This is a genomic window from Geodermatophilus sp. SMS 5-13 (genome assembly GCF_059428245.1).
The window spans coordinates 815,404-839,988 of record NZ_CP165729.1 but is presented as its reverse complement, the minus strand read 5'-3'; the positions used below and the strand labels follow the sequence as shown (position 1 = coordinate 839,988).

Annotated in this window: 27 protein-coding genes; 8 read left to right on the top strand and 19 right to left on the bottom strand. The window is 73.2% G+C overall.

Annotated elements, in window-relative coordinates; genetic code table 11:
- Positions 1-164: 164 nt before the first annotated feature.
- On the top strand, positions 165-359 hold the full coding sequence (locus tag AB3388_RS04070; RefSeq protein ID WP_495409475.1) for a hypothetical protein: 195 nt from the start codon (positions 165-167) through the stop codon (positions 357-359).
- A 12-nt stretch (positions 360-371) separates the two neighbouring features.
- Here AB3388_RS04070 and AB3388_RS04065 read toward each other — a convergent pair whose 3' ends face one another.
- Genes AB3388_RS04065 through AB3388_RS04050 form a run of 4 tightly spaced genes read right to left on the bottom strand, consistent with a single transcriptional unit; the run spans position 372 to position 3,731 of the window.
- Positions 372-1,658: a hypothetical protein gene (locus AB3388_RS04065; protein WP_495409474.1), complete on the bottom strand. Its 1,287-nt coding sequence runs from the start codon at positions 1,656-1,658 to the stop codon at positions 372-374.
- A 31-nt stretch (positions 1,659-1,689) separates the two neighbouring features.
- Positions 1,690-3,102 (bottom strand): TonB-dependent receptor, encoded by a 1,413-nt coding sequence (locus tag AB3388_RS04060; protein ID WP_495409473.1) that lies wholly within the window; start codon positions 3,100-3,102, stop codon positions 1,690-1,692.
- A 57-nt stretch (positions 3,103-3,159) separates the two neighbouring features.
- A complete protein-coding gene (locus AB3388_RS04055; protein ID WP_495409472.1) occupies positions 3,160-3,330 on the bottom strand; it encodes a hypothetical protein in 171 nt (56 codons plus the stop codon).
- A complete protein-coding gene (locus AB3388_RS04050) occupies positions 3,327-3,731 on the bottom strand; it encodes a nuclear transport factor 2 family protein (protein ID WP_495409471.1) in 405 nt (134 codons plus the stop codon). Before AB3388_RS04050 ends, AB3388_RS04055 begins: the two co-directional genes overlap by 4 nt.
- Before the next feature lie 102 nt (positions 3,732-3,833).
- Here AB3388_RS04050 and AB3388_RS04045 point away from each other — a divergent pair, with 102 nt between their 5' ends.
- Both AB3388_RS04045 and AB3388_RS04040 read left to right on the top strand, forming a co-directional pair.
- Positions 3,834-4,340, top strand: coding sequence for a DinB family protein (locus tag AB3388_RS04045; RefSeq protein WP_495409470.1), 507 nt, complete (start codon positions 3,834-3,836; stop codon positions 4,338-4,340).
- 163 nt (positions 4,341-4,503) lie between these two features.
- Positions 4,504-4,725: a hypothetical protein gene (locus AB3388_RS04040; RefSeq protein ID WP_495409469.1), complete on the top strand. Its 222-nt coding sequence runs from the start codon at positions 4,504-4,506 to the stop codon at positions 4,723-4,725.
- 3 nt (positions 4,726-4,728) lie between these two features.
- Here the strand turns inward: AB3388_RS04040 and amrB are convergent, their stop codons facing one another.
- From amrB to AB3388_RS04015, 5 genes are all read right to left on the bottom strand, one after another.
- Positions 4,729-5,541, bottom strand: coding sequence for an AmmeMemoRadiSam system protein B (gene amrB / locus AB3388_RS04035; protein WP_495409468.1), 813 nt, complete (start codon positions 5,539-5,541; stop codon positions 4,729-4,731).
- A gap of 3 nt (positions 5,542-5,544) precedes the next feature.
- Complete coding sequence (gene amrS, locus AB3388_RS04030; protein WP_495409467.1) at positions 5,545-6,642, bottom strand: AmmeMemoRadiSam system radical SAM enzyme; 1,098 nt, start codon at positions 6,640-6,642, stop codon at positions 5,545-5,547.
- Between the two features lie 64 nt (positions 6,643-6,706).
- Positions 6,707-7,342: a response regulator transcription factor gene (locus AB3388_RS04025; protein ID WP_495409466.1), complete on the bottom strand. Its 636-nt coding sequence runs from the start codon at positions 7,340-7,342 to the stop codon at positions 6,707-6,709.
- Positions 7,342-9,108 carry a sensor histidine kinase gene (locus AB3388_RS04020; RefSeq protein WP_495409465.1) on the bottom strand — a complete coding sequence of 589 codons (1,767 nt, stop codon included), beginning with the start codon at positions 9,106-9,108 and terminating at the stop codon, positions 7,342-7,344. Before AB3388_RS04020 ends, AB3388_RS04025 begins: the two co-directional genes overlap by 1 nt.
- A complete protein-coding gene (locus tag AB3388_RS04015; RefSeq protein WP_495409464.1) occupies positions 9,096-9,479 on the bottom strand; it encodes a response regulator in 384 nt (127 codons plus the stop codon). Before AB3388_RS04015 ends, AB3388_RS04020 begins: the two co-directional genes overlap by 13 nt.
- 137 nt (positions 9,480-9,616) lie before the next feature.
- Here AB3388_RS04015 and AB3388_RS04010 point away from each other — a divergent pair, with 137 nt between their 5' ends.
- The 5 genes from AB3388_RS04010 (at position 9,617) to AB3388_RS03990 (ending at position 14,563) form a co-directional block, all read left to right on the top strand.
- Positions 9,617-10,447 carry a CPBP family glutamic-type intramembrane protease gene (locus AB3388_RS04010; RefSeq protein ID WP_495409463.1) on the top strand — a complete coding sequence of 277 codons (831 nt, stop codon included), beginning with the start codon at positions 9,617-9,619 and terminating at the stop codon, positions 10,445-10,447.
- 310 nt (positions 10,448-10,757) lie between these two features.
- A complete protein-coding gene (locus AB3388_RS04005) occupies positions 10,758-11,681 on the top strand; it encodes an alpha/beta fold hydrolase (RefSeq protein ID WP_495409462.1) in 924 nt (307 codons plus the stop codon).
- Positions 11,682-11,825: 144 nt separating this feature from the next.
- Positions 11,826-12,899 (top strand): YihY/virulence factor BrkB family protein, encoded by a 1,074-nt coding sequence (locus AB3388_RS04000; protein ID WP_495411434.1) that lies wholly within the window; start codon positions 11,826-11,828, stop codon positions 12,897-12,899.
- Positions 12,900-12,960: 61 nt separating this feature from the next.
- Positions 12,961-13,203 (top strand): hypothetical protein, encoded by a 243-nt coding sequence (locus tag AB3388_RS03995; protein WP_495409461.1) that lies wholly within the window; start codon positions 12,961-12,963, stop codon positions 13,201-13,203.
- A gap of 16 nt (positions 13,204-13,219) precedes the next feature.
- The gene (locus AB3388_RS03990) at positions 13,220-14,563 is read left to right on the top strand and encodes an adenylate/guanylate cyclase domain-containing protein (RefSeq protein ID WP_495409460.1); all 1,344 of its coding nucleotides are present in this window, start codon (positions 13,220-13,222) and stop codon (positions 14,561-14,563) included.
- 7 nt (positions 14,564-14,570) lie between these two features.
- Here the strand turns inward: AB3388_RS03990 and AB3388_RS03985 are convergent, their stop codons facing one another.
- The 10 genes from AB3388_RS03985 to AB3388_RS03940 all read right to left on the bottom strand — a co-directional run bounded on the left by AB3388_RS03985 (position 14,571) and on the right by AB3388_RS03940 (position 24,484).
- Positions 14,571-15,446 (bottom strand): hypothetical protein, encoded by an 876-nt coding sequence (locus AB3388_RS03985; protein ID WP_495409459.1) that lies wholly within the window; start codon positions 15,444-15,446, stop codon positions 14,571-14,573.
- Between the two features lie 5 nt (positions 15,447-15,451).
- Positions 15,452-16,273 carry a class I SAM-dependent methyltransferase gene (locus AB3388_RS03980; RefSeq protein ID WP_495409458.1) on the bottom strand — a complete coding sequence of 274 codons (822 nt, stop codon included), beginning with the start codon at positions 16,271-16,273 and terminating at the stop codon, positions 15,452-15,454.
- A gap of 17 nt (positions 16,274-16,290) precedes the next feature.
- On the bottom strand, positions 16,291-16,638 hold the full coding sequence (gene frdD / locus AB3388_RS03975) for a fumarate reductase subunit FrdD (RefSeq protein WP_495409457.1): 348 nt from the start codon (positions 16,636-16,638) through the stop codon (positions 16,291-16,293).
- Complete coding sequence (locus AB3388_RS03970) at positions 16,635-17,024, bottom strand: fumarate reductase subunit C (protein WP_495409456.1); 390 nt, start codon at positions 17,022-17,024, stop codon at positions 16,635-16,637. Before AB3388_RS03970 ends, frdD begins: the two co-directional genes overlap by 4 nt.
- The gene (locus tag AB3388_RS03965) at positions 17,021-17,776 is read right to left on the bottom strand and encodes a succinate dehydrogenase/fumarate reductase iron-sulfur subunit (RefSeq protein ID WP_495409455.1); all 756 of its coding nucleotides are present in this window, start codon (positions 17,774-17,776) and stop codon (positions 17,021-17,023) included. The genes AB3388_RS03970 and AB3388_RS03965 overlap by 4 nt, the downstream gene beginning before the upstream one ends.
- Before the next feature lie 2 nt (positions 17,777-17,778).
- Positions 17,779-19,533: a fumarate reductase (quinol) flavoprotein subunit gene (frdA, locus tag AB3388_RS03960; protein ID WP_495409454.1), complete on the bottom strand. Its 1,755-nt coding sequence runs from the start codon at positions 19,531-19,533 to the stop codon at positions 17,779-17,781.
- Positions 19,526-19,753: a hypothetical protein gene (locus AB3388_RS03955; RefSeq protein WP_448625303.1), complete on the bottom strand. Its 228-nt coding sequence runs from the start codon at positions 19,751-19,753 to the stop codon at positions 19,526-19,528. Before AB3388_RS03955 ends, frdA begins: the two co-directional genes overlap by 8 nt.
- 132 nt (positions 19,754-19,885) lie before the next feature.
- A complete protein-coding gene (locus tag AB3388_RS03950; protein WP_495409453.1) occupies positions 19,886-21,235 on the bottom strand; it encodes a PucR family transcriptional regulator in 1,350 nt (449 codons plus the stop codon).
- A gap of 10 nt (positions 21,236-21,245) precedes the next feature.
- The gene (locus AB3388_RS03945) at positions 21,246-22,685 is read right to left on the bottom strand and encodes a phytoene desaturase family protein (RefSeq protein ID WP_495409452.1); all 1,440 of its coding nucleotides are present in this window, start codon (positions 22,683-22,685) and stop codon (positions 21,246-21,248) included.
- Positions 22,682-24,484 (bottom strand): DUF3556 domain-containing protein, encoded by a 1,803-nt coding sequence (locus AB3388_RS03940; RefSeq protein WP_495411433.1) that lies wholly within the window; start codon positions 24,482-24,484, stop codon positions 22,682-22,684. Before AB3388_RS03940 ends, AB3388_RS03945 begins: the two co-directional genes overlap by 4 nt.
- Positions 24,485-24,585 lie beyond the last annotated feature (101 nt).

Genomic DNA, 24,585 nt, shown 5'->3' with positions numbered 1-24,585 from the left:
TCGGCAGGCAGCGGCCGGACTCAACCCGAGACCCGCGAGAAGGCATCCGGCGCTCTTCGTCAGATCGTGGCCGTGTGCCCCGGCCGCCGCAGGGCAGCCGTCCCGCATCATCGTTGGGCGCTGGCAGGAGGCCGCGCCGCAACATTTCTCCAAGGAGGACGCCGGTGCACATCCGTGCCTGCACACGGCGTCCGATCGTCGGCCGGCCCACCGCGCGACGCCGTCCCGCCGGCCGGGGCCGCCCGCTGTGGGTGCACTCCGGGACGCGCGCGGCGGCCGACCCCGGCGGCGACCGCGGCCTGGCCGACCCCGCGGCCGAGGACTTCCGCGACCACAGCTGGCGCGGCCCGATCCGCTAGGACGTGTCTGGCTCATCCCGCGGGCCCGCTGATGGGCGCGGTCACCAGCGGGACGCCGAAGCCGTCGAGGATCCGCACGGTCTCCGCGGCGCGGGAAGGCAGCGGGGCGACCCCCGCGCCGTCGACGAGCGGCACCGTGGCGGCGAGCGTGCCGTCCAGGAGGAGGACCTCGGCCCGAGCCCCGGCGCTCGGCCCGCTCACGACGAGGGAACCGGACAGGCGCAGGGCGAACACCCGGTCGAGCACCGCGGGTCCGGCCGGCGCGGGCCGGACCAGGGTGGAGTAGGTCGGCGGGCCGGGGGCGGACCGCGGGTCCGTCCGGTAGGTCGCGACGTAGGCGGTGGTGGCGCCCGAGGGGAACGTGCCACCCACGAGCAGCGCGCCCGGGGTGCTCAGGAGCAGGGTCAGGGCGATGTCGTCGGCGTTCGCGCCGTACTGCGCGGCCAGAACGCCGACGGCGAGGTCGAGCCGGCCGTCCGGGACGGCACCGCGCAGCCCGCGCGGATCGGCCGGCTGCACCGGGAAGGGCCGCTGGTCGCCGTCGGAGCGGTCGGTGAACTCCGGGGAGAACGGGGCGACGCCCCCGCCCGGCCGCAGCACGCGTACCGGCGGCGTCCCGAGCCGGCTCGCCAGCGGGTCCACGCGCACCGCGCCGGCGCCGTCCTCGCTGGGGACGTGCGCCCAGCGCTCCTGCGTCTGGCCGGACGCCGTGACCGTCCGCCCGGTCACGACCTCGATCTGGTCGCCGGGGAAGGACACCACCGTGACCACGGCGCTGGCCGCCTGGGAGGGGACGTCCCACAGCGCCAGCGGGTCGTGCGGCGCCACCTCCGCCGGTCTCGCGGCGAGCCGCATGTCGTCGGGCTCGGCGTTCTCGGGGCCGGTGAACCAGGCGTGGAACACCACCGCGCCCTCGGGGCGCGCGAGCAGCAGCGCGACCCGTCCCCCGGGGACGTCACCCGCGAAGGCGACCGTGCGGGTCCCGGCCGGCGGCTCCACCGGCTCGCTCGCCGGCGCCACGCCGGCCGGGTCGGACCACCCCCAGCTCAGCGCGGCGACGCCGGCCAGCCACCGCCGGTCCCCGGCCAGCGAGCCCCGTGCCGGCTGGTCGATCAGCGCGGCCCGGACGTCGGGGTGGTCCGGCTCCTCCGGGTGCGCGGCGGGCTCGGCCCGCCGAGGCTCGTCGACCCCGCCCCTCAGCAGCGGCACGGCGAGGAAGGGCAGCAGGACACCCAGGCCGGCGGCCACCAGCCACCGCCGGACACGCCGCTGCCGGCGGGCGTCGTCCCCGGGTCCCATGTGGTCCCCCGGACGCGGGTTCCGGCGGCGCTCAGGCCGACGGCAGGCCGCGGTCGCGTGGGAAGCCGAAGAAGCCCCGCTTCTTGATCAGCTCGGCCACCTCGGTCGGCACCTGCGACTCCCAGCCGGTGTCCTCGGTGGGGATCCGCCGGAGCACGTCCCGGCTGAGGATGGGCAGGAAGTCGGGCTTGTAGTTGTCCAGGCAGACGAAGCTGCCGCGGCGGTAGAGGTAGTCGAACAGCGGCCGCAGGTCGTCCGCGACCTCGACGGTGTCGACGGTGACGACGGCGTCGTCCCGGAGCATCGGGTAGACGAACAGCCGCAGGTCGTTCTTGAACAGCCGGCCGAAGCTCTCGAGGATGCCGCCGGGCAGGTCGGCGTGGTGCGACTCGTCGAACAGGCCGAGCAGGCTCGGGACCCCCATGACCATGCCGAGCCGGCCGTCGGTGCGCATGGCGAGGTAGGCCGCGAGCCGGTGGTAGGCGAGGAAGTCGCTGACCAGCACGGTCAGGCCGCACGCGGAGAGCAGGTCCGCGCGGGCCAGGAAGTCCTTGCGCGAGACCTCGCCCTCGGCCCGCAGGTTGGCCATGGTCAGCTCGGTGAGCAGCAGGACGTCGCGGCCGGCGACGGCGGGATCGGCCTCGAACTTCTCCCGGGCCGCCTCGAGCATGTCGATGTTGACGACGGTCGGCGGCCGGAAACTGCCCCGCTCGACCAGGATCGCCTTCTTGCGCAGCACCTCGCTGGGCTGGAGCACCTGACGGTCCGGCGCGAACATCGCCGCGCCGCTGAGCCCGAGCTGGACGAGCTTGAGCGCGAGCAGGCGGTTGTCGACCGCGCGGAACTCGATGCCGCGCATCTCGATCAGGTCGATCTCGATGCGGCCGGTGGTCAGCTGGTCGAGCAGGCTCTCGACGACGCGGTCGGGCTCGTGATGCTGGAAGAAGGCGCCGTGCAGCAGGTTGATCCCGACGACGCCGAGGGCCTCCTGCTGCTGCCCGGCATCGTCGTCGAGCATCCGCACGTGCAGGACGATCTGGCTCGGCTCGTCGCGCGGGTGGGACTGGAACTTCACGCCCATCCAGCCGTGGCACTCGTTGCCGCCGCGGTAGCTGCGGGCGACCACCGTGTCGGCGAACGCGAAGAAGGAGGTGTCGTCGCCGCGCTGGTCGCTCAGCCGCTCGAGGTTGAGCTCGAACTCGTGGTCGAGCATCGCCTGCAGCCGGCCCTTGGAGACGTAGCGGTCGGACTTGCCGTAGACGGCGTCGCTGACCGCCATGTCGTAGGCCGACATCGTCTTGGCGACCGTGCCCGCCGCGCCGCCCGCGCGGAAGAACCAGCGCGCGACCTCCTGACCGGCCCCGATCTCGGCGATCGTGCCGTACCAGCGCAGGTCGAGGTTGATCTGCAGCGCCTTCTGCAGGGTGTCGACGCCGGCGTCCATGCGGGCTCCCCTTCCGGTACCCCCGCGGGTGGCGCGGAGCCTAGTGCGAGGCGGTCGTCACCGCCCCCGGAGCGCGCGCCCGATCCGCCACCACGAGGCGCCGTCCGCCCGGGCTCGCGCGACGGACCTGCCGATCTCCCGGTCGAGCTTGCGCCGGACGGCCGTCCGGGCGGTGACCAGCTTCTCGATGCGGACGAGGGCACGCCGGCCCGGTTCCCGTCGGTTCACGGCGCCGCCTCCTCCCCGGCCGGAGCGGCCCGCCACGGAGCCCGCCACTCCGGGGCGTCCCACCCCTCGGTCCAGTAGATGGTCTCGCAGGAGACCCGGTCGCCGCGGAACTCCAGGATGTCGACGCCGAAGCCCCACGGCCCGTCGCCGTAGCGGACGCCGAACTCCGCGACCCAGACGTCGCCGGCGCCGCGGACCCGGCGCAGCTCGAGGTCGACCGACGGGGCGGGGTACTGCCGCCGCCACTCCTTGAAGTTGGGGACGCCCTCGAACCGCTCCCCCGACTGCGGGAACTCCAGCACGGCGTCGGGGGCGTAGATCTCGTGCGCGGCGTCCTGGTCGCCGGCCGCGCTCCGGTCGATGTAGTGCTGCAGGGCGGCTCGGACGGCTGCGGCCTCCATGACTCCCCCTACGGAACGGGGCGGTACCGGGCGAAAGTACCGCCGTCCGTGCCTCGCGAGAACGGTGCGCCGCGCCGCCGTCGCGGCACTACGGTCCGCCGGGTGACCCCGCCCCGCGAACGCCCGCCCCGGATCGCCGACGAACGGACCCAGCTGATCGGCTGGCTGGAGCTGCAGCGGGCGCTGGTGCCCTACAAGTGCGCCGGGCTCTCCGAGGAGGACGCGCACCGGGCGCTGCTGCCCACCTCGCCGCTGTTGACCGTCGCCGGGCTCGTGTCGCACCTGCGCTGGGTCGAGCACTGCTGGTTCGAGGTGGTCTTCCTGGGCCGGGGGGAGGAGGAGAACCCGCAGTTCGGGGACGTCGACGACGCCGACTTCATGGTCGACGACGTCCCGCTGGCCCGGCTGCTGGACGAGTACGCCGCGCAGTGCGCGGTGTCGAACGAGACGATCGCCGCCGCGTCGTTCGACGACGTCGGGCGGCATCCCGAGTACGGCGCCGAGACGCTGCGCTGGATGCTGCACCACATGCTCGAGGAGACGGCCCGGCACGTCGGGCACCTGGATCTCCTCCGCGAGCAATTGGACGGCACCAAGGGTTACTGGTGAGACGACGGCGTGGCCGACGCCACGACGCCGAGGTCCCCGGGGCGGGGCGGCGGTCACCCTAGAGTCGGTGCACCGCCGGCCCCGAGGGCCGCGCACCCCTTCCTCCCTCCGCGAGCGGCACTGTTGTGCCCTTGGTCGGCAGTCGACGACAGGAGCTCTCCGCGTGGCCCGGCACAGCGTCCAGCAGGTCCTGGCGGCAGCCAGGGCCGCCGACCCGCGGGTCGTCGCGCCGGCCCGCCCCGGCCGGGCACAGCCGCCCCGCCCCCTCTCGACGGGCAACCTGCTGGCCGACTGCGAGCGGTGGTGCCGCGACCACCTGGCGCCCCGGCCCACCCGGATGGGCGTGGTGGTGGAGCTGACGCGGACCAGGGCGCCGGAGCGGTAGGGATCACGCTGCGCCCGGAGCGCTGACCGCGGACAGCAGGAAGGCCCCGTAGCCCACGACCCGGCGGGGGTCCACGCCGACGTCGGCGGAGGTGGCCAGCCGCAGCGGTTCCACGGCGAGATCGCGTTCCGCGGCCAGGTGCAGCAGGCCGCGTAGCGGCCAGTACCCGCACGCGTCGTCCGGCCGGAGCGCGGACACGTCCCGGGCGAGGACGGCGGCGGCGGTGCGGTCGTCCCGTGCGCGGGCGGTCCGCTGGTCGAGGTAGTGGCTCAGATCGGTGGAGACGACGGCGACCGTGCCGGGCTCGAGCAGCCGGCCCAGCAGGGCCGCCACCGAGGACGGCGATGTGCGGCCGACCACGACGGGCAGCACGCGGACGTCCGGGTCCAGGCTGCGCTGGAGGAACGGAAGCTGGGTCTCCAGGGAGTGCTCGGGCGCGTGCGGGGCGTCGTTCACCGCGACGTCGGCGGACCCGGCGGCGACGGTTCTCGCGTCGTCGTCGATCCCCACCTCCCCCAGTGGGCCGGCCCAGGCGTCGACGCCGGGGACGGCCATCCCCTCCAGCGGCACGAAGTGCGCCGGCCCGAGGACGACGACGCGGGTGATCTCGTCGCGCCACGGGACGAGCTGCGCGTAGGCGTGTGCCGCCACCGCGCCGGAGTACTGGAAGCCGGCGTGCGGTGCGACGACCGCGGCCGGCCGGGCGCGGGGCTCCTCCGCCGGCACGTTGCCCAGCAGCTCGTCGACCAGGGCGGCGAGGGCGCCGGGGTCGGCGGGGTAGAACCGGCCGGCGACCGCGGGCGGGCGGACGCGCATGGCTCAGCTGCGGGCGAGGGACACCGGCAGCCGCCGGGCCCCCCACCGGCCGACCGGCCCGTCGAACCGCCCCGGGACGGCGGTGCCGCACGACCTGCAGCGCCCGTCGTCGGTGAGCCGGTAGCCGCCGATGACGTACCAGTCCCGCTCCACCACGGCCTGGCCGCAGCCGGGGCAGGTGGTCCGTCCGCCGTCGGCGTCGTGGACGTTGCCGGTGTAGACGAAGCGCAGGCCGTGGCGCAGCGCGATCCGGCGGGCCCGGGTCAGCGTCGACGGCGGGGTCGGCGGGACGTCGCGCATCTTGAAGTCCGGGTGGAACGCGGTGAAGTGCAGCGGCACGTCGAGGCCGAGGGCGGCGGCGATCCAGGCGCACTCGGCGTCGATCTCCTCGTCGGAGTCGTTGTGCCCCGGGATGAGCAGCGTGGTGATCTCGAACCACACGTCGGTCTCGTGCCGCAGGTGGGTGAGGGTGTCGAGCACCGGCTGCAGGTGGCCGGCGGAGATCCGGCGGTAGAAGTCCTCGGTGAACGCCTTGAGGTCGACGTTCGCGGCGTCGACGTGCGCGTACAGCTCCCGCCGGGCGGCGTCCCCGATGTAGCCGGCGGTCACGAGGACCGACCTGATGCCCCGGGCCCGGCAGGCGTCGGCGACGTCCACCGCGTACTCGAGGAAGATCGTGGGGTCGTTGTAGGTCATGGCGACGCTGCGGCAGCCGAGCCGCTCGGCGGCCTCGGCGATGTCGTCCGGGCCGGCCGCGTCGGCGAGCCGGTCGATCTCGCGGGACTTGGAGATGTCCCAGTTCTGGCAGAACCGGCAGGCGAGGTTGCAGCCGGCGGTGCCGAACGAGAGCACCGCGCTGCCGGGCAGGAAGTGGTTGAGCGGCTTCTTCTCGATCGGGTCGACGCAGAATCCGCTGGACCGCCCGTAGGAGGTCAGCACCACCTGGTCGGCGACGCGGCCGCGGACGAAGCACAGCCCGCGCTGGCCCTCGTGCAGCCGGCACTCCCGCGGGCAGACGTCGCACTGCACGCGACCGTCGTCCAGCCGGTGCCAGTGGCGACCCGGAACCGTGTACCCGTCGTCGAGGCTGATCTCGGTCATGGCACCCCCGGCCCTGAGTCCTCAGTGTGCGCCCGGGGCGCGTGCTCCGACCGGACCGACGGCGTCAGGCGCGGAGGTAGGTCAGGACGGCGAGCACGCGCCGGTTGCTGTCCGCCGCCTCGTGCAGGTCCAGCTTGGTGAAGACGCTGCGGACGTAGGCCTCCACCGTCTTGGGGCTGAGGAACAGGCGGTCGCAGATCGCCTGGTTGGAGCGCCCCTCCGCCATGACCGCCAGCACCTCGCGCTCGCGGGCGGAGAGGACGTCGAGCGGGTTGTCCGCCCGGCGCCGGCCGAGCAGTTGTGCGACGACCCCGGGGTCGATCACGACGCCGCCGCCGGCGATGCGCCGCAGGGCATCGGTCAGCTCGGTGGGATCGGTGACCCGTTCCTTGAGCAGGTAGCCGGCGCGGGACGCCCCCGACTCGATCAGCTGCATCGCGTAGTGCGGCTCGACGAAGGCGGAGAGCACGAGCACCCCGACCTCGGGGTGGCGGGTGGCGAGGGCCCGCGCGGCCTGCAGCCCCTCGGTCGTGTGCGTGGGCGGCATGCGGATGTCGACGACGACCGCGTCGGGCGGGTCGCGCTCCACGGCGTCGAGGAGCGACGCGGCGTCGCCGACCTGCGCGCTGACCTCGATGCCGGCGTCGGTCAGCAGCCGCGAGACGCCCGCCCGGAAGAGGGCCGCGTCATCGGCGACCATCACGCGCACGGCAGCGTCGCGGTCACTCGGGTGCCGCCGCCCCGCGGGCTGTGCACGTGCAACCGGCCACCGAGCGCGGCGACCCGGTCGGCCAGTCCGCGGAGCCCGGACCCGGTCGGGTCGGCGCCGCCGACACCGTCGTCGATCACCTCCACGCACAGCCCGCCGACGTCGTCGCGCACGTCGATGGCCACCGTCGTAGCGTTCGCGTGTTTGACCGCGTTGACCAGTGCCTCGGACGCGACGAAGTAGCAGGTCTGCTCGACCGGGCCGGGCCAGCGCCGGGCGGGCATCGCGCCGAGCGTCGCCGCGATCGGGGCGCGGTCGGCCAGGGAGGCCAGCGCCGGGCCCAGCCCGGCGTCGGTGAGCAGCACCGGGTAGATGCCACGGGCCAGCTCGCGCAGCTCGTCGAGCGCGCCGGCGAGCTCGGCGTTCGCCTCGTCCAGGAGTGCGACCACCTCCTCGGGCGAGGCCGCGCCGACCTGGCTGCGGGCCAGCCGGAGCGCGAGCGCGACGGTCACCAGCCGCTGCTGAGCGCCGTCGTGCAGGTCGCGCTCGACGCGGCGGCGCGCCGCGTCGGCGGCCTCGACGATGCGGGCCCGCGACGCGGAGACCTCGCGCAACTGGTTGCGGACCTCGGCGTGCAGCCGCTCGTTCTGCACGGCGAGACTCGCGCTGGCCGCGACCGCGGCCACGAGCTCGGGGTCCGAGGTGAGCGCGGGGTCGTGCCGGAGCACCGCGATCCGCTCGCCGTCCCGGTCCAGGTAGGTCACCGCCCGGCCGTCCACGGGTTCCACGACCACCGGGGCGCCGCGTGGGTCGACGAACGCCCCCCGCTCGGGCAGCCAGAAGGCCAGCTCCAGGGACGGGTCGTGCAGCGTGCGGGCGAGGATGCCGCGGAGCCGGGCGGGTTCGGGCACCCCCGCCCCCAGCTCCACGACGAGCCGGCCGACGGCGGAGCGGTCCAGCTGGCTGCGCAGCAGGCCGAGCAGCAGCGCCAGCGGCCACAGGACCAGGACGACCTGCGCCGACCAGGCGAAGACGACCCCGAGAGCGGGGGGCAGGAGCAGCAGGATCGCCGTCCGCTCCACCAGGATCGCCAGCACGATCACCGCTCCCCCGGCCACCGCGGGGCCCAGGCTCCGGCGCAGGGCGGGGCCGGCCGCGCGCCACCGTCCGAACACGATGGCCAGCACGGTCAGGAACAGCAGCACCACGACGCCCTGGACGGCGAGGTCGACGCCGGTCGGGGCGAACTCCCCGTTGGTCGGCAGGATCACCAGCCCGTTCGGGGGCGGCCCTTCCCCCAGCCCCCGGTCGGCGGAGAACACGGCGAGGAAGAACAGGTCCAGCGGGGCGGAGAGCAGGTAGCCGACGGTGACGACCACCCGTTCCACCGGGCCGTGCAGCCGCCCGTCGGGATAGGTCACCAGCAGGTGGACCAGGACGCTCAGGTACACCGAGCCGAGCAGGACGCCGACGACGAACGCCGGGTACACCGCGACCGCGACGACGTACCGGGCGAACCAGGCGAAGCCGAGCGCCACCATGAGCGCGCCGGTGCGGCTGCGCGGCCGGCCGGTCCACGCGACGGCGCCCATCGCGATGAACGACCAGCCGACTGCGAGACCGAGCACGAGGGTGGGCGGCAGCAGCTGGGCCGGGACGTCGTAGCCGCCCCACACCAGCGCGGCGGCCGCGGCTGCTCCGGCGACGAGAGCGGCCAGTCCGATCCACCAGCGGGCCCGCCGGCTCAGCGGGTGCACCCGTTCGCCCTCTCCGGACCGTCGATCACCTGCCACAGGGTCTCGCCGGAGAGCTCCGCCTTGGCGATGAATCCGCGCGCGCAGCTGGAGGCCACCCGGTGGCCGTAGTCGAGGCGGGCGCGGCTGGAGACGAGGACGACGATCGGCGCCTCCCCCCGGGCGGCGAGCTCCTCGGCGACCGCGAAGCCGTCCACGTCCGGGAGCTGCACGTCGAGGAGGACGACGTCGGGCGCCAGGTGTCGCACCGCGTCGAGCGCGTCGGCACCGCCGGCCGCCTCGCCCACGACCTGGAACCCGGCCAGGTCCAGCAGCCGGCGGGCCAGCGACCGGAAGGGCGCATGGTCGTCGACGATCAGGACCCGCGCGGCCATGGGTCGATGCTGGCACCGCTCCCGTACCGCGACTACGGGGACAGCCCCGTAGTCCCGCTCCAGGGATGGCCCGCTACCCAGCCCGCGGCCCGAGCGACAGCCTCGTCTCGTCCACTTCCCGTCCGCCGGAGGCCGTCATGACCTGGGTTCGCCACCACCGTCTCGCCGCGTTCTTCGTCCTGGCCTACGTGTTCGCCTGGGCGCCCTGGCCGCTCGCCGCCGCCGGTCTGATCCCGTACGGCTTCTCGTTCTTCGCCGGCGCTCCCCTGGTCGCGGCGATCGTGGTCATCGGGATCGCCGAGGGCCGTGCCGGCTACCGGGAGCTGCTGTCCCGGTTGCTGCGGTGGCGGGTCGGCTGGCCCTGGTACGTGGTCGCCATCGGGCTCCCCGTCGTCCTGGTCCTCGTCACCGGCCTGGTCAACGCGTGGTTCGGTGCGCCGGCCCTGGGCCTCGCCGCGATCGCCTGGACGGACGTGGCGCTCCTGCTGGCGCTGCGCCTGGTCGATCCCACGGACGGCGCTCTGGGCGAGGAGCCGGGCTGGCGCGGCTACGCCCTGCCCCACCTGCAGTCCCGGTGGTCGCCGATCGCCTCCGCCGCGGTGCTGGGCGTGCTGGCGGCCGGCTGGCACTTCCCGCTGGTGCCGCTGGGCAACCTGACGTGGATCGGGCTCCCGACCACCGTCGTCATCACGTTCCTGTACGTCTGGCTGTTCAACCGGACCCGCGGCAGCCTGCTCCCGGTCATGCTCTTCCACGCCAGCCAGGGGGCGCTCACCCACGGCATGCTCGGGTTCTCCGGCGCCGACGCCCGCCGGGCCGACCTGATCTACCTGGCCGTCGTGGCCCTCGCCGTTGCCGCCACGATGGTGTTCGACCGCAGCGCGTGGCGCACCGCGTCGCCGTCCGCCGTCGCCGCCGCGCGCGAGCCGGCCGCGGTCGCGGGAACGGGCGACGTCCGAGCCCGGTGACGACCCCGGCACGTGACCACCGCTCCCCGAGGGTCACCACGCGCCGCGCGCTCCCTGATCACGCGACGCATCGACTCCGGCCGGTGGGCGCCGGTGCCAGGGTGGGGGCCGCTCCCGTCGCACCGCGACGGGAGCGGCCCCTCAGGGGCGAGCGCATGCACGCCGGCGACCGTCCACCAGGACTCCGGCCGGAGGGGGCCCGGCCGGAGCGATGCGCACGGCGCGGTCGACGGCCCGCCGGGTGGCCCGGACGCCCGGCCCACCGCCCCCGCCCGAGAACGAGGTCCGGAGACCAGAAGGAGTCCACCCGATGACCGAGTTCCAGCGTGGCCGTGTCGCGGCGAACGGCCTGACCTTCGAGTACCTGGAGGCGGGTGACGGCCCGCTGGCGCTGTGCACCCACGGCTTCCCCGACACGCCGCACAGCTACCGCTACCTGCTGCCGGCCCTCGCCGAGGCCGGCTTCCACGCCGTCGCCCCGTTCATGCGCGGGTTCGCACCCACGGAGCTGCCGGCGGACCGCCACTACGTGCACACCGCCACGATGGTGGCCGATCACATCGCCCTCGGGCGGGAGCTCGGCGGCGGCCCCGACGCCCTCCTGGTCGCCCACGACTGGGGTGCGGTCGGCGCCTGGGGCGCGCTGAGCCGCGCACCCGACACCTTCGGCCGGGCGGTGATCCTCAACATCCCGCCGCTGGAGATCCTCGGCGAGAACTTCGGCACCTACGAGCAGATCAAGAAGAGCTTCTACTTCTGGTTCTTCCAGATGCAGCAGGTGATCGAGGACCGGCTCCGCCAGGACGACTGGGAGTTCATCCGGAAGGTCTGGAACGACTGGTCCCCCGGCTACCCCGCCGACGAGGACGTCGACCGCTTCGGGGAGGCCCTCTCCGACCCGGAGCACCTGCGCGCCGCGCTGGGCTACTACTGGTCGATCGCGGACCCGCCGCGGTACGGCACCCCGGAGTGGGCGGCCGAGCAGGGCGCGGCCTGGGGCGGCACCGTCCCCCAGCCCGTCCTCTACCTGCACGGCACCCGCGACGGCTGCCACGGGATGACGCAGGAGCAGGTCGAGCGCGTCCTCCAGTACTGCGGGCCCGGATCGGAGTCCGAGCTGATCGAGGGGGTCGGCCACTTCCTCATGCTGGAGAGGCCCGACGAGGTCAACGGGCGGATCACCCGCTGGCTGGAGCTGACCTCGGGGCGCGTCCTCGCCGGCGTCGGCGGATAGCCACCCATCGCCGCGACCGATCCCTGGCCGGTGCGCCGGGCGGGGATCGGTCGCCCGTGCCCTGGTGCTCGGGAACCGAGCGGCCGCGTCGCGCTGGACGGGCCGCGCCGTTGCCGCACAGAGCATGCTGTCCGGGTGCCGGAGATGCGCAGCGAGCGGACGGCGACCGGCGTCGGGCCCCCCGTCCCGGCCGCGGCCCCGGCGGTCGCGCCGCGGGAGTCGCGGCGCAGCGCCGCACAGCGGGTGCTCCGGCGGACCCTGGGCAACGCCTGGAACGACGACATCTTCAGCGAGTCGGCGTCCGCGGCGTTCTGGCAGACGCTCTCGGTGCCGCCCCTGCTGCTGGGGCTGTTCGGCACGCTGGGCTTCGTCGGGCGGGTGTTCGGCCCCGACACCGTGGAGGCGGTGCAGCGGTGGATCATCCAGCTCACCGGCGGCTTCTTCAGCGAGGAGGCCCTGGACCAGATCGTCGTCCCGACGGTGGCGGACATCCTGAACACGACCCAGGCGGGTGTGGTCTCGGTCGGGTTCTTCCTCTCGTTCTGGTTCGGGTCCTCGGCGATGGCCGCGTTCGTCGACGCCATCACGCGGGCGTGGGGCCAGTACGAGATCCGCAACCTCCTGTGGCAGCGCGTCCTCGCGGCGATCATGTACCTGGTCAGCCTGCTGACCGGGATCATCGCCATCCCGCTGCTGACCCTCGGCCCCGAACGGCTGTTGCCCGTGCTGCCGGACTCGTGGGAGCCCACGGTGCAGGCGGTCACGACCGCGCTCTACTCCCCGCTGACCGGCGTCGTCCTGCTCGTGGCGCTGACCACGCTGTACAAGGTGGCGCTGCCGCTCAAGCCGCCCTGGTACCGCGGCCTGCCCGGCGCCTTCCTGGCCGCGCTGGTCTTCTTCGCGGGAACGACCGGTCTGCGGCTCTACCTCGACTGGATCTCCTCCACCGGCTACACGTACGGCGCGCTCGGCGCGCCGATCGCCTTCCTGCTCGCGACGTTCTTCATCGGGTTCGCGATCATCCTCGGCGCGCACCTCAACGCCTCGATCCAGGCGCTGTGGCCGGCCCCGCTGCGCGACCGCCGGGGCCGGCGGGCGAGGTCCGGCCCGGGGACGCCGGCGCTGCGCCGGGCCGTCCGGGCGGACCCGGAGGCCGCCGCGGCGATGCTCGAAGAACTCGACTACACCGTCCAGCGACCCGCGCCGCCCCCCGACTGAACGGACGGCGCGGCATCATGGACCGCCTCTCAGCCGAGCCGCCGCGATCGGGGAGGACGCCATGAGGACAGCAACCGTCAGGTCGAGCGCCACCGGGGCCACCGCGACCGGAGCGGCGGCGACCGGGGCCCGCAGCGTCGTCTTCGCGGCCGTGGCGGCGTTCGCCTCCGCGGCCTCGGCCTTCGCCGCCGTGGCGATCTGGCACCTGGTGATCCGGAAGCTGGCGATCGGCCAGATGAAGGTGGACCGGCTCGAGATCGACGACCTCACCGTGCGCCGGCTGCACGTCCTCGAGCGGGAGTGACGGCGCGCCGCGTGCCGTGAGCGTCCCGCCGGAACCCCAGACGCGGTACGCGCGGCTCGGCGACGAGCGCATCGCCTACCAGGTCGTCGGCAGCGGGCCGCCCGACCTCGTCCTGTCGTCCGGGACGTTCAGCAGCATCGACCTGGACTGGGACGACCCGGAGCTGGTGGCCATGTACCACCGGATGAGCCGGTTCTGCCGGCTCATCCGGTTCGACCGCCGCGGGTCGGGCGTCTCGGACCCGCTTCCGCTGCACGCGCTGCCGCCGTGGGAGTCGTATCTGGAAGAGGTCCTCGCGGTCATGGACGCCGTCGGCACCCGGCGCGCGGCGGTCATGGGGGTGTGGGACGCCGGCCCGATGGCGGCGCTGTTCGCGGCCACGCGCCCCGACCGGACGAGCGCGCTGATCCTCGCGAACACCGCCGCGCGGGTCCTGAGTGCCGACGACTACCCGATCGGCACCACACCGGAGCGCGCCGCCGCCGTCGTCGACCAGGTGGTCGAGACCTGGGGCACCGAGGACCACGCGCACCTGCAGGTGCCCAGCCACGCCTCCGACGAGCACTTCCGCCGGTGGTTCGCGCGCTACACCCGAAGCATCGCCAGTCCGGGCGCGGTCCGGGCCTACCTGACGGCGATGCTCGACGCCGACGCCCGCCCGGCGCTGCGCAGCGTCCACGTGCCCACGCTGGTGCTGCACCGCAGCGACTACGCGATGTACCGCATCGAGCACGGCCGCTACCTCGCCGAGATCGTCGAGGGCGCGACATTCGTGGAGCTGCCGGGGCGCGACGGTCCACTGGCCTGGGAACACCCGGAGCTGGCGGTCGACGCCATCGAGGAGTTCCTCACCGGCGCGCTGCGCAGCACCGCGCCGGAGCGCGCGCTCACGACCATCGTCTTCACCGACATCGTCGGATCCACCGGGCTCGCCGACGCCCTCGGTGACGCGCGCTGGCGGCAACTGCTGGACCGGCACGACGAGACGGCGCGACGGGTGGTGGCGGCCTTCGGCGGCCGGCTGGTCGAGACCACCGGGGACGGCGTCCTGGCCACCTTCGACGGCCCGGGGCGCGCGGTCCGGGCGGTGCTGGCGCTGCGGGAGGACGTCGGCCGGCTCGGCCTGCAGATCCGGACCGGCGCGCACACCGGCGAGGTGGAACTGCGCGGCTCCCACGTCGGGGGCATCGCCGTCCACATCGCGGCCCGCGTCATGCAGGCGGCGGGCGCCGGCGAGATCCTCGTCTCCCGGACGGTGCGGGACATCCTGGTCGGATCGGGGCTGCACCTCGCCGAGCGCGGGCCGCACGCCCTCAAGGGCGTCCCGGACGAGTGGGAACTGTTCGCCGTCGAGCCGTGAGGCCCCCTCAGCCGAACTGCCGGTCGTAGTCCGGTCCCACGCCGGTCAGGACGGCGAGCGCGCGCGGGTGGCGGCCGGTGTTGCCGACGCTCCAGATGGACCGGTCCGCGTGCGGCCAGGCGTAGGCCGGGGCGCCGTCGTCCAGCAGGCCGGTCAGGCGCGGTTCACCCAGAGCGGCGGCCGAGAACGCGTACAGGTCCGGGAGCCGGGGCGCGATCACGCCGTAGTCGAGCGCGCGGGCGAGCGGCTGCTCCCGGGCGATCGCCTCCGCCAGCGGCATCCGCAGCGGGTAGTGGCTGGGGAAGGAGCGGCGCAGGTCGAGGAAGAGTCCGACGGTCGGTCCGCGCGGGTCGGCGAGCACCGGGCCGAGGAGGCGCAGCGGGCCGAGGGCGAGCCGCGGCCGGGCGACCAGCGCGTGGGTGTAGAGCACCCGCAGCAGCGCGACGTTCATCATGAACCGCTCCACCGGCAGCTCGTCCGCCGTCAACCGCTCGTGCTCGAGGTAGCCGGCCACGACGCTGGCGTTGTGGGCGCGGTACCAGGCCGCCGGCGCCGGGTCGCGGAGGAACCGCAGCCACAGTTCGACGCGGGCCGCGCTGGGCGTGCCCGGTGCGCCCCCGGCCAGCAGATCGGCCTCCACCTTGTCCCGCAGCAGCCGCTCGTTGACCGCCCGCCACCAGGGGCTGCCGGGCGGCTCGGCGTCCGGCGGCGCCAGCACACCCCGGGCGAGCGTCCAGCGCAGGAAGCCGAGCTCGGCCGGGGCGTACCGCCGTCGCGGTCCCGTGGCGCCCCGGTAGAACCGCGCCGCCAGCGCGTAGCGCGCCGCCGGCTCGTCGCGGACCTCGGCCACCCGCGCAGCCGCGGTCGCCGCCGCGTCGGCCATCGGCGTCAGAAGCGGTAGTGCAGGACGACGGTCCCCTTCCGGGACCAGGCCGTGCTGTGTGCCGAGAGCCGGTAGTAGAGACGCAGGCCCCGCGGGAACCGGTCGACCTCGGGTTCCCGGCTGAGCAGGATCTCCCTGACGAGGTGCAGCCCGGGGACCCACCGTTCGTGGGCGCGGGGGTCGTCGACGCCGGGGAACTGCACCAGGTCGGCGACCGACCTGGTGCCGCGGGAGCGCTTGGCCGCCCGGATGCCGAACCGGGTGTAGCTGTTGAAGACCATCTCCCCGCTCGGGAAGTGGCCGACCAGGCGCCTGAGCAGCGAGACCCACTCGTCCTGGGTCAGGAAGGCCATCAGCCCGTCGGCGACGATCACGGCCGGCCGGCCGGTGGGGACAGCGTCCAGCCAGTCGGCGTCCCGCACGTCCGCGGCCAGGGCGTGGGCGTGCGCACCCGCCGAGATCAGGCGCCGTCGCGCGTCGACGACCCCGGGGAGGTCGACGTCGTACCAGTCGACCGTCGAGGGCGGGGCGATGCGCAGCACGCGGGTGTCCAGGCCGGCACCCAGGTCGAGCCCGACGGCGTCCGGGTGCCGGGCCACGAACGCCGACGCCACCTCGTCGAGCTTCTTGGCCCGGACCGCGACGTTGAGGAGCAGGTTCGTGTCGATGTGCAGAGGGCCGTAGTCGTAGCCGAGGGTGCGGACGATCTCGTCGGCCGTGGCATCACCGAGGACGGGATGCGGCGAGCGGTTGTCGAGCGCCCGGCAGCAGAGCGTGAGGAACAGGCTGTCCTCGAGCGGCGTGAAGGCCGGCAGCGTCGTCCCCATCCGATCGGCCCTCCTGGTCAGGCGGCGGACCAGAGCACGACGACCGCGGCGACCGAGCCCACGATCGCCGCGCCGTAGCAGAGCACCGCGACGAGCCGCTTGTTCTTGATCTGCAGCCCGTCGTACAGCGTGTACCGGAAGCGGTGGGCGCTGTGCACCAGCATCAGCACGAACAGGCCGAGCAGGACCACGAAGGTCAGCGGGTGCCCGACGACGGCGCGCAGGTGGGCGTAGTCCAGATCGAGCCAGCCCAGCGGGACCAGCAGCCCGAACAGCAGCACCAGGATCGGGAGGAACACCGCGGCCAGCACCCCGCCGCCGCTGAACATCAGCCACACGAGCGGCTCGACCCTCCGCTTGCTCACCGGGTCACCAGCCAGAGCACGAACAGGGAGACCACGACCAGGCCGGTGTACTGCCCGGCGAGGATGTGGAAGTCCGGCACCTTCCGGCCGTCCAGCCGGACCTCCATCGCCTGCGGGGTGAGGGCGAACCAGGTCACCGTGTGCAGCAGCACGAAGACCAGCGCGAGGACGTTGAGGGCGATCACCCACGGTGCGGAAGCCCAGTCGAGGAAGCGCTGGTACGCCGCCTCGCCCTGGCCGACGGCGTAGATCAGCAGCAGCAGGTACACCACGAACCAGGCGATGAAGACGCTGCTCAGCTCGCGCAGCACGAAGACGAGGTAGGTGCGCTTCCGGGTCCACCACCAGGTCGAGACGCGCGGCCGGTAGAGGCGCAGATCGGTCATCGGGCGCCCCGCGGGAGCAGGAACGCCTTCACCGTCTGCAGCGCCGTCTTCAGCTTGTAGCGCTGGATGGCCGACGCCGGGTCCACGTGCTTGGGGCACACCCGCGTGCACTCGCCGACGAACGTGCAGCCCCAGACGCCCTCGTGCTCGATGAGGACGTCGAGCCGCTGCCGCCCGCCGTGATCGCGGGAGTCGAGGTCGTACCGCTCGGCGAGCGCGATGGCGGCCGGTCCGATGAACTCGGGGTCGAGGCCGTACACCGGGCAGGCGGAGTAGCAGAGCATGCAGTTGATGCACATGCTGAACTGCTTGTAGGCGTCCAGCTCCTCCGGTGTCTGGAGGTACTCGACGTCGGGCTCCACGTGCCGGTGCGGGTCGTCGTCCGGGCGGATGATCCACGGCTTGACCCGGGGCAGCTTCGCCATGAAGTCGGACAGGTCGACGACGAGGTCGCGCACCACGGGGAAGTTCGCGAGGGGCTCGATCGTGACCGGCCCCGGCGCGTAGTCGGACAGGAACGTCGCGCAGGTCAGCTTGGGCTCGCCCTCGACGTTCATGCCGCAGCTGCCGCAGATGCCCATGCGGCACGACCAGCGGAACGACAGCGTGGTGTCGACCTCGTTCTTCACGTGGTTGAGGCCGTCGAGGACCGTCCACTCCTTCCGCATCGGGACCTCGTACTCCTGCCAGTGCGGCTCGGAGTCGGTGTCGGGTCGGTACCTGGACACCCTCAGCCGGATGCTGTCCGCCATCGCTACCTGCCGTAGATCCGTTCACCCGGAGCCCACCGGGTGATGGTCACTGGGGCCCGCTCGACCCGCGACGTCCCGTCGGGATTGCGGTACACGAGCAGGTGGGTCAGGAAGCGTTCGTCGTCGCGGGCCGGGAAGTCGGTGCGCTGGTGCGCCCCACGGGACTCCTCCCGCTGCATCCCGGCCGTGAGGATGCACTCGCTGATGTCGAGCATGTTGGCCAGCTCCAGGGCGGCCAGGAGCTCGGTGTTGAAGGAGCGGCTGGTGTCCGCGAGGCCGACGTTCGCGACGCGCTCCTGCAGTGCGGCGAGGGTGTCGGAGCCCTTGGCCATCTCCGGTCCGGTCCGGAAGATGCCGGCGGCCTCCTCCATCGTGGCCTGCATGTCGTCGCGGATGGCGGCGATGCTCTCGGTGCCCGGTCCCTTGCCCAGCAGGTCGTGCTCGAGGCGGCGGACCTCGTCGTCGGCCTGGGCCTCGATGACGGACGGCGTCGTCCCCGCGGCGGAGGCGTACTCGGCCGCCGCCCGCCCGGCCCGGGCACCGAACACCAGGCACTCGGGCAGCGAGTTGGAGCCGAGGCGGTTGGCTCCGTTGATGCTCACGCACGCGGTCTCCCCCGCGGCGTACAGGCCGCCGAGCGGGGTCGCGCCGTCGATGTCGGTGGAGACCCCGCCCATCATGTAGTGCACCACCGGGCGGACGGGGATCAGCTCGTACACGGGGTCGATCCGCTCGTACTTCAGGCACAGCTCGCGCACGAAGGGCAGCTTCGTGTCGATGAGCTTCTCGCCGAGGTGGCGCAGGTCGAGGTGGACGACGTCCCCGTAGGGCGACTCGACGGTCCGGCCCTTCTCCATCTCGTGCACGAACGCCTGCGACAGGCGGTCGCGGGGGCCGAGCTCCATGCTGCGGAGCTGGGGCGCGTAGGTCGGCGTGCCCAGGTCGTAGTCCTGCAGGTAGCGGTAGCCGTCCTTGTTGAGCAGCCAGCCGCCCTCGGCTCGGGTGGCCTCCGTGATGAGGATGCCGGTGAACGGCAGGCCGGTCGGGTGGTACTGGACGAACTCCATGTCCTTGAGCGGCGCGCCCGCGCGGTAGGCCAGGGCCATGCCGTCGCCGGTGTTGATGCTGGCGTTCGTGGTGAACGGGAAGACCTTGCCGCAGCCGCCGGTGCAGAGGATGACCGACTTCGCGGTGATCGCCTGGATCCGCCCGCTCATCAGGCCGATCGCCACGACGCCGTGCACCCGGCCGTCGTCCACCAGCAGCCGGGTCACGAACTCCTCGTCGTACCGGCGGACCTCGCCGAACTTCAGCGAGGTCTGGAACAGCGTGTGCAGCATGTGGAAGCCGGTCTTGTCGGCGGCGAACCAGGTGCGCATCTTCTTCATGCCGCCGAACGCGCGGACGGCGACGCGCCCGTCCGGCCGCCGGCTCCACGGGCAGCCCCAGTGCTCGAGCTGCAAGAGCTCCTCCGGGGCCTCCCGGACGAAGGCCTCGATGGCGTCCTGGTCGCCCAGCCAGTCGCTGCCGGAGACCGTGTCGTAGCAGTGCTCCTCGAGGCTGTCGTCGTCGGCGATGACCCCGGCCGCGCCGCCCTCGGCCGAGACCGTGTGGCTGCGCATCGGGTAGACCTTCGAGATCACGGCCACGTCGAGCCGGGGGTTGGTCTCGGCGATGGCGATGGCGGCGCGCAGGCCTGCGCCGCCTCCTCCCACGATCAGGACGTCGTGCGTGGCGCGTATGACGCTGTCACTCACCTCGCCACTCCTCGTCCGCCAGAACCTTTCCGTTGTGGTGGACGACCATGCGGTGACAGCTGCCGTCGTGGAACTCTTCCCGGGCGCTCCGGCACCCGCAGGAGTACCGGAGTTCCTCGGTGATCAGACCCTCGTGGTCCTCGGTCAGGTACTTCTCGCCGCCGTGCGTGTGCCCGCACGGGGCGAGCCTTGGGTCAAACGGAGCCGCGACGGCACTCACGGCTCACCTCCCCTACTGCGCAGGGACAGTGACCTCCGACCAGCAGGACCGAGCGTGCCCCGCGCCGCCCGGATTGGGAAGGGCTGCCCCTCCGGTCGTCCCCGGGAGCGGCGTCTGCTCCAGAACCGCTCCTCAGGTCCCGGGCCGAGGCTGGAGAACCCTGGCGCCGAGGAGGTGGCAGGCCTGCAGGGCCAGCGCCAGGTCGAGCCGATGGCCGTCGATGGAGCCGCCTCGCTCCTCGAGCACCTTGCTGACCCGGTACTTCACGGTGTTGCGGTGCAGGACCAGCAACTCGGCGGTCCGCGAGTAGTTGTCGCCGGTCAGGAGGAAGACCCGGATCGTCTCGCGCAGGGCGGCGGTGTTCTCGTCGTCGACAGCCAGCCGTCCCAGCACCTCCGCCACCCACGCGCGGGTGCGTGGCAGATCGCCGGCCATGACGGCGACGATGGCGACGCCTTCGTCGCCCGAGGCCACCGCGGCGGGCAGCCTGTCCCCGGCCATGAGCGCGACCGACCTGGCTGCCTGCGCCTGTTCGTGGGTCCGCCGGAAACCTGCCTCCCCGAAGGCGGGCGGCCCGAGGGTCATCCGCGTCCGGCCGTTCCTGTCCGCGAAGGTCCGGACGGCGGTCAGGTCGAGCGACCGCGACCGAGTGCCGTCGGCAGCGGCCCGCATGGGCAACCAGGCCCACGCGGTGGAGCGGTCGACGGCGGTCACGAGGGGCGCCCGGGGGCACCCCAGGCTGCCGGCCAGCCGGCGCACGAAGCTCTCCAGTGCCTGGTGCTCGTGGACCGCGCTGTCCATCGGCATTCCGACGGGCGACGCCGGAGACGCCGTCCAGACGACGAGGCCGACGTGCCACTGGTCGAGCCGGTACCCGGTGCCCTCCTCGAAGCCGGCCGCGTCCACCTGCTGGCCGGCGATGACCGCATGGATGAGGGACGAGCGGACCGTCTCCTCGCTGGACAGCCACCGGGCCCGCTCGCGTTCGTACTCGCCGATCAGGTACTGGGTGATCCAGTCGATGTAGCGATGCAGCACCGCCGAGATCCGGTCCATCGCGAGCAGCCTCAGCTCCGGCGGATGCCCCCCGCGCTGCACCTCCGCGAAGCTGCGCTGGCGAAAGTTGTCCTGGCCCATGTGGTACGCGCGGATCAACGACGCCGCGGGGATGCCACGCTGCGCGAGCCGCAGGGCGTACTCCACCGCGGCCGTCGTGGGCCGCAGGTGCTCCACGGGGATGTTGTTCGCCAGGATGTGGATCAGCGTCTTGGTGTTGCCGTCGACGCTCGCCCCGAGCAGTTCCACCAGCCGCGGGTCGCCGTCGAGGTCGGTGATCTCCCGCGCCAGCAGGTCGCTCATCGTGCGCACGAGTTGCGGCTGGCCGGCGTCGAGCCGGCGAGCGGTCTCGGCAACGACCTGGAGGACCCGTTCCTCGGACAGGTCGTCGCCGTCCCGCGGAAGGGCCCCCAGGCCGCTGCTCATGACGCCTCGGTCAGCCCGCCCGGCCGCCCGGAGTGCCGGAGCCGACGAACCTCAGGGCCGAGCCGGCGGCGCCGTAGCCGCACATCCCGTGCACGCCCGGACCGGGCGGCGTGGCCGAGGAGCACAGGAACACGCCGGGCACTCCCGTGGCGTACGGATCGGCGGCGATCCGTGGCCGCATCGCCACCTGGAGCACGCTGTTGGCCCCCACGTTGATGTCCCCACCGACGTAGTTCGGGTTGTACCGCTCCATGTCCTCCACCGATCGGACATGGGTGCCCACGATCCGATCCCGGAAACCGGGCGCGAACCGTTCGATCTGCGCGGTGACGGCCTCGGTCGCGTCGCCGGTGAAGCCGTGGGGCACGTGCGCATAGGCGTAGAACGGATGGATGTTCCCGACCGACCGTGAGGGGTCGGCCAGGTACTGCTGACCGGCCAGCACGAACGGCCGCTCGGGCATCCGGCCCCGAGCCGTCGCCGCCTCGGCGGCGGCGATCTCCTCCCAGGTGCCCCCCAGGTGCAGCGTGCCCGCAGCCCGGGCGTGCTCGTTCGTCCACGGCACGCCGCCCTCGACCGCGTAGTCGACCTTGAACGCCGCCGGGCCGTACCGGTAGCGCCCGTAGGCCCGGGCGACGCGGCGCGGGAGGCGCTCGCCGAGGATCGACAGCGCCGCCTTCGGCGACACCGACAGCAGGACGACGTCCGGCTCGTCGAGCTCGGCGAGGTCGGTGACCGTCACGCCCGTCTCCACCTTGCCGCCGACGTCCTCCAGCATCGCGGCCATGGCGGTGGCGATCGCCTGCGATCCCCCGACGGCCACCGGCCAGCCCGCGGCGTGGCCGGCCGCGCCGAGCATGAGACCGATCGAGCTCGACAGCGGCGTCGACAGCGAGCCGAAGGCGTGCGCCGCGGCGCCGGCGAACAGGCCGCGCGCCTCCGGGGTCCGGAAGCGGCGCACCGTCCAGGACGCCGGCATGAGGGCCTGCACCCCGAACTCGGCCAGTGCGAGCGGGTGGCGCGGCACGTGCGCGACGGGCCGGAACACCTCGCCGGCGAGGACGTCGAAACGCTTCGCCGTCCGGCCGAAGATCCGGCGCCACGCGCGACCGTCCTCACCCAGCGCGTCCGCCGTCCGCTCGACGTCCCGCCACAGCGCGCCGGCGCTGCCGCCGTCCAGTGGATGGGCCAGCTGCACCTCCGGCTCCGCCCAGGCCAGCCCGTACCGCTCCAGCCCGAGCGAGGCGAGGAACGGGGAGGCCGCACCCGTCGGGTGGAACGCGGCGCAGTCGTCGTGCAGCAGGCCCGGCAGGATCCGCTCGGTGGTGCGGGTGCCGCCGCCGATCCGGTCGGCGGCCTCCAGCACCCGCACCTCGCAACCGGCCCGGGCGAGCCGGATGCCGGCAGCGAGCCCGTTGGGCCCGCTGCCGACGATCACGGCCGTCGTCATGCGCTCAGAGCCGCCGGGGTGCGCTGCTGGTCGTCGTCACCCGCGGGGGTGTACCCAGCCATGCGCCAGGTCACCGTGTGCGGGATCGGACCGTTGGGCAGCCACGGCTGCTCGGCGACGGCGTCGGCCACCTTCCAGTAGCCGCGCTCGACGACACCGAGGGCGGCGTCGATGACCTTGTACTGCTGCGTCGGCCTGTGGATCGGCTGCGACTCCACCCAGGTGATCACGCACTCCCCCGGCTCGAAGTTGCAGCGCTTCTGCACCGCCTGGATGGTCTGCTCGTTGTGCAGGTGGGCGTCGCCGAACTGCCAGCCCACCAGGGTCGTGCAGACGAACTCCGCCTCCCGGATGCGGTAGTTCTCCAGCCGGTCGAGGTGCCGCATCATCAGCGACATCAGGCCGCGGCCCTGGCTGTGCATGGTCCGCCAGGCCATCGCCTTCTGCATGAAGATCTCGGCGATGTCCTTGCCGAAGGCGCCGGCCAACTGGTCCACCTGGTTGGGGTTGTACTTCACGAGGTGGCGGTTGAGCTTGTCCTCGGCGTCGTCACCCCGGAAGGCCCAGGTCGCCGAGGCCCAGTTGCCCGCGTACTGCCGCATCGACGGCAGGAAGGACACCAGGTCGGGGCGCAGGTTGCCCAGGATCGGGAAGAAGACGAAGACGGCGAGGATCGGCAGCAGCAGCCACGGTGAGCTGATGTCGGTGACCGCGTAGCCGGAGCCGGCCGGGAAGGCGCCGAAGAGCCAGGCCGTCGCGAACATGAAGAAGACGTTCCACTCCAGCGGCACGGCCAGCGGGAAGGTCGAGGTGATGAAGATGTGGAACACGATCATCCCGACGATGGCCAGCCAGGTGATGGTCGCGTTGGGCGAGAAGAGCAGCACCAGGGGCAGGACCAGCTCGACGACGGTGCCGCCGATGTGCGCGAAGCCCCAGGCGACCTTCGAGGGCCGCAGGTCCCGCGGGAAGTCCTGGTAGAGCGCCCGCTTGAACGTCAGCGAGGTCAGCCACGGGGTGTTGCTCATCATCGGCGGGACCACGTTGGTGAAGTGGTGGCCGAACTTGGACACACCGGCGCCGACCCAGATGGTCACCATCGCGATCTTGGCGGCCAGGATCATGTCGACGTGGTTGGACAGGATCCCGAAGAAGAACATCACGGCGACGTACTGCTCCGACCGCGCGGCGAGGAAGACGACCTTGTCCCGCAGCCCCATGACGACGATCAGCGCCACGTAGGTCAGCAGCGCCCACTGGGGCAGCAGACCGGCGGTGCTGCCGGGCAGCGCCGCGGTGGGGACGCCGGGGCCGAGCAGCAGGACCAGCAGCGTGGCGACGATGACGCCGTAGAGGGCGACGTCGAAGGTCGTCCGCTCGTCGCCCTTGGTGAAGGGCACCTTGCCCGGCCACGGGGGCACGCGCAGCGTCTTCCGCCGGATCCAGTAGAGGCAACCGCCGATGAACGGCTTGAACTTGAAGGCCAGCGGGCCGGACGACGACGCGAAGCCGAGGATCTCGAACAGCACCGTCCAGACCATCAGCTTCTGGTAGACGATCGGCTCGCCCCACCAGGCGGCGAGGTCGGTGAAGCCGCCCAGGCCCGGAGTGGTCAGGCCGACGATCGCGAATCCACCGAGGATGTAGAGCAGCAGCTTGTAGACGTAGAGCATGTGGTTGCTCTTGGGGCCGCCGAAGCCGTAGTCCACCCAGTGGGTGGCGAGCATCCGCATGCGCTCCATGAACGGCATCGACTCGTACTGGGCCGGGTCCACCGGCGGCATGTCCGCGGTCTTCATTCCCACGGTCGGGGGTTCCTCTCTCGGTCGGTTGGGTCGCGTGTCAGGGCACGTCGGGATCGCCTCGTGTCGCCCGGTCGGGCGGCGAGGCGTGCGGGAAG

Bases quoted from the DNA above. Each gene is read 5' to 3' on its own strand.
- AB3388_RS04010 (WP_495409463.1), top strand. From the start codon at position 9,617: ATGACCTGGGTTCGCCACCACCGTCTCGCCGCGTTCTTCGTCCTGGCC.
- AB3388_RS03980 (WP_495409458.1), bottom strand. From the start codon at position 16,273: ATGGGGACGACGCTGCCGGCCTTCACGCCGCTCGAGGACAGCCTGTTC.
- AB3388_RS03945 (WP_495409452.1), bottom strand. From the start codon at position 22,685: ATGACGACGGCCGTGATCGTCGGCAGCGGGCCCAACGGGCTCGCTGCC.
- AB3388_RS04065 (WP_495409474.1), bottom strand. From the start codon at position 1,658: ATGGGACCCGGGGACGACGCCCGCCGGCAGCGGCGTGTCCGGCGGTGG.
- AB3388_RS03985 (WP_495409459.1), bottom strand. From the start codon at position 15,446: ATGGCCGACGCGGCGGCGACCGCGGCTGCGCGGGTGGCCGAGGTCCGC.
- amrS (WP_495409467.1), bottom strand. From the start codon at position 6,642: ATGACCGAGATCAGCCTCGACGACGGGTACACGGTTCCGGGTCGCCAC.
- amrB (WP_495409468.1), bottom strand. From the start codon at position 5,541: ATGCGCGTCCGCCCGCCCGCGGTCGCCGGCCGGTTCTACCCCGCCGAC.
- AB3388_RS03995 (WP_495409461.1), top strand. From the start codon at position 12,961: ATGAGGACAGCAACCGTCAGGTCGAGCGCCACCGGGGCCACCGCGACC.
- AB3388_RS03950 (WP_495409453.1), bottom strand. From the start codon at position 21,235: ATGAGCAGCGGCCTGGGGGCCCTTCCGCGGGACGGCGACGACCTGTCC.
- AB3388_RS03970 (WP_495409456.1), bottom strand. From the start codon at position 17,024: ATGACCGATCTGCGCCTCTACCGGCCGCGCGTCTCGACCTGGTGGTGG.
- AB3388_RS04005 (WP_495409462.1), top strand. From the start codon at position 10,758: ATGACCGAGTTCCAGCGTGGCCGTGTCGCGGCGAACGGCCTGACCTTC.
- AB3388_RS04015 (WP_495409464.1), bottom strand. From the start codon at position 9,479: ATGGCCGCGCGGGTCCTGATCGTCGACGACCATGCGCCCTTCCGGTCG.
- AB3388_RS04060 (WP_495409473.1), bottom strand. From the start codon at position 3,102: ATGGACGCCGGCGTCGACACCCTGCAGAAGGCGCTGCAGATCAACCTC.
- AB3388_RS03965 (WP_495409455.1), bottom strand. From the start codon at position 17,776: ATGGCGGACAGCATCCGGCTGAGGGTGTCCAGGTACCGACCCGACACC.
- AB3388_RS04000 (WP_495411434.1), top strand. From the start codon at position 11,826: ATGCGCAGCGAGCGGACGGCGACCGGCGTCGGGCCCCCCGTCCCGGCC.
- AB3388_RS04025 (WP_495409466.1), bottom strand. From the start codon at position 7,342: ATGGTCGCCGATGACGCGGCCCTCTTCCGGGCGGGCGTCTCGCGGCTG.
- AB3388_RS03940 (WP_495411433.1), bottom strand. From the start codon at position 24,484: ATGAAGACCGCGGACATGCCGCCGGTGGACCCGGCCCAGTACGAGTCG.
- AB3388_RS04050 (WP_495409471.1), bottom strand. From the start codon at position 3,731: ATGGAGGCCGCAGCCGTCCGAGCCGCCCTGCAGCACTACATCGACCGG.